Genomic DNA, 3,436 nt, shown 5'->3' with positions numbered 1-3,436 from the left:
GAGTAAGAAAGATAAATATAATGATGTAGTTAGAGATATGACGCTTTCGTTTAAGGAGAAATAAAAATGTATTAAAAAGGGGATTAATTATTTAATCCCCTTTTTAATACATTTTATTTGTAATTGATTTAAATAAATTTAATAGTTTTGCACCAAATAAGAATATCTTTAAGAAACGTCAATTTAAAAAGTTAACAAAATGTTATTAAAAAGTCATTTAGTTTGTGTCGAAATGAGGTTTGTTTAATATAAATGCTTTTATTTTGTGTGATTAGTGTTGTTTCTTGTTTTTTTATTACTATTTTTATCGCGTTTAATTGTTAATGGTATGAAAAAATATACTCGGTTCATTTTATTATTGCTACCGCTATCTTGTTTTAATCTTAATGCACAAGATTTACAGACAAGAGCAAAAATAACTTCTAATTATACTATTCTTTCAGATAAAGTCTTAAGAGAAACAGAAGTTAAGATTGAGAATAGGCGTTTAAGGTCTATTAAAGAGGCTAAAGTTCAAAATATGCCTGTCTTTGGTTACACAAGGGACGGTAGCTACTATGAGGTGTTTGATATAGACTCTAATGGTATGTTACTTTATAGACGTTTATTAAATGCTGGTTCAAGAGTTACTGCTCGTGTTGATTTAATTAATTCTCCTGAAGGAATTATTCCTTCTTTGAATGGTTTAGATATGATTGCTGGAGTTGTTGATGGTGAATTAGCGCTTGCTAATCATGAAGATTTCGCATCTGAAGAATATGGTGGTAGTCGTATAGTAGAAAGAGAAAATGACTATTCTGGACCTAGGGACAAGCGCTTTGAAGAGAGAAAAATGCATGCAACCCATGTTGCAGGTACCATTGCAGGTGGTGGAAAGCTATCTAATGGTATGTCTGAAGGAATTGCTCCTAAAGCTACAATTTGGTCTTATTCCTGGAATGGAGATCTTATAAAAATGACCAAGATGGCTCAAGAAGGTGTGTTAGTTAGTAATCACTCTTATGGATTGAACTATTTTGATGATAATGGTAATTTGCTTCATTCGTCGTTGGCTAATAAGTTTGGGTCTTATGAGGCAGAGAGTGAGAAGTTTGATTGGGTTACTTATAATTATGATAATTACTTACCTGTTGTAGCTGCTGGAAATGACGGTGATCTAACTTTTGCTGTACATGGCTATAGATCTAAAACGGATAAAGTAAATGTGGATATGTTGACTGGTACTTCGGTTTCTAAAAATGTTGTAGTTGTAGCTGCTGTTCATGATGTTCCTAATTATATAGGAGCACAAGATGTACGATTAACTTACTTTAGTAGTCAAGGCCCTACAAATGATTTCCGTATTAAACCTGATATAGCTGCTAAAGGATATAAGGTTTATTCTCCTATTTATCAGAATCCAACAAAGAGTACTAATGAATTGAAAACTAATTTATATGGTAATTTGAGTGGTACATCTATGGCTGCTCCTGCTGTTTCTGGTGTATTGTTGTTATGGCAACAATGGGCTTTAAAAGTTGGAAAAGATCATTCGCCTATGAAATCAGCAACCGTTAGAGCTTTAATGGCTCATACAGCTGATGAGGCAGGGATTAATCCTGGGCCAGACCACCTTTTTGGTTGGGGACTTATAAATGCCTTAGCAGGGGTTCAAGTTTTAGAAGCTGCTGAATTAAAGAAAGATTACGCGTTTATCTTAGAAGAAAAGTTGATTACAAATCAAGAGTTTAGAAAGACAATAGATGTGAAAGAGCCGCGTAAATTAATTGCAACTCTTGCTTGGACAGATTTACCAGGAAAAGTGTCTTCTGAGAATATGGATGAGGAAAAAATGAAAGTCAAATCCAATTTAGTTAATGATTTGGATATTGTTGTTAAGAAGGACGGGGTGTCATATTTTCCTTGGAAATTGACCAAAGATTGGAAGAATCCTATTGCAATTAAAGGTATTAATGATGTTGATAATATTGAAAAAGTCGAAATCGATATAGCTGAACCAGGAAAGTATGAAATAGTAGTTTCTCATAACAATGAATTGATGACAGGAGCACAGAATTTCTCTCTTGTTGTAACTGTTGGAGAGTTTGACGATTTAGTTGTAGAGGAGCCAATCATTGATCCTGTTGACCCTGTTGATCCATCTAAGGAGTTTAAAGATTTAGAATTTGTGCTCTGGCCAAATCCGGCTACAACATCATTTAATGTTAAAATGGGTGAAGAGTATATTGACGCACCTGTAAGTGTCCGTATTTTTGATTTAAATAGTAGATTAGTAGGTGAGTTTAATTATAATAGTACTGAAGATGGGATAGTTGTTGTTCCTGTCGATAAGCTGAGTAGTTCTATTTATTTTGTAGAAGTTCAAAGTAAAGGGAAGAAAAAGCAAATGCGTATAATCAAACAGTAACGATATCATATCTATATGTAGAAAGAGGCTAACAATTATGTTAGCCTCTTTTTTGTTGTTATCATATGTTATAGTCTTTTGAATGTTTTAAAATTATATATTAATAGGAGTTACTGAATTGGATAAATATCTAATTAATGTGAATTCAATTCAATCCTGAAGCTTATTATTTTCGCATTTCTATTGGTGATCTACCTATTGCTTTCTGCGGATATGGTAAGGCATTGCTTGGGGGTTTCTTGCACCTTTCTTCGACAAAAGTGCTCTCTGGGCAAGAAAACCCCTACAAAAGTGCTACTAATCCCCAAGGAAGTGCAAGCCAACCTCTCTTGCAAGACATCTTATTCTGCTTTTAAAATCTCGTCAATTTTATTATCTATTTCGGTGATTTCGTTTCTATATAGAATAGAACTAATTTTTTAGAGGGGATTTATACTGTTGATTTATTAGCTTAGAAGCTACAATCTTTTTTCTTTTTGTATATAGGACATACTTTAAGTATAAGTAAGGTAGGGAAGGGTTGTGATATCAGAAATACTAAAAAAAGTTTCACTTGTAACGTGTATCATAATAGGTAGTTATCGTTACTCCGAAAAAAACCTTTAAAAAAAGGCGTTATAAAGTTTGGAAGTAGCGTAAAAGATACTACTTTTGCATCCGCATTAGAGAAGTAATAACGACTCTAGAGGCAGACGCTCCTAAATATAAAGAAAGCAGCAAAGAAGAATTAATAACTTTGAAAAGCTTTGAAAACTTTAACAAAATAAAGTTTGGATAAGTAAAAGATAAGGTATTATCTTTGCGGTCCGCTTCAGTAAACACTGTGGCTCGCAAGAAAAAAGGAAAAGAAATTTTTCGAAAAAAGTTTTGCGAGATTAAAAAATAGTTTTACTTTTGCACTCGCTTTGAAACACAAGTGAGAATAATAAGAAGAATACGTTCTAAGACATATTGGACAACAGCATACAAAAAGAGAGTAAGGCAAGTCGAAAGATTTGAATTAACGCGCTAATCGAAAATATAAAAAAT

General features: G+C 32.9%; 1 protein-coding gene. It reads left to right on the top strand.

Annotated features, from left to right (window positions below):
• Positions 1-328 precede the first annotated feature (328 nt).
• Positions 329-2,407, top strand: coding sequence for a S8 family serine peptidase (locus tag GOQ24_RS10805; RefSeq protein WP_155093344.1), 2,079 nt, complete (start codon positions 329-331; stop codon positions 2,405-2,407).
• Positions 2,408-3,436: the final 1,029 nt, after the last annotated feature.

This window comes from Myroides sp. LoEW2-1, from assembly GCF_009767705.1.
Taxonomy (GTDB): domain Bacteria; phylum Bacteroidota; class Bacteroidia; order Flavobacteriales; family Flavobacteriaceae; genus Flavobacterium; species Flavobacterium album_A.
Note: the sequence above shows the minus strand (reverse complement) of the source record. Positions and strands in the feature narration are given on the sequence as shown.

What these genes read in the sequence shown, in the direction of transcription:
- GOQ24_RS10805 (WP_155093344.1), top strand. Translation starts at nt 329, where the DNA reads ATGAAAAAATATACTCGGTTCATTTTATTATTGCTACCGCTATCTTGT.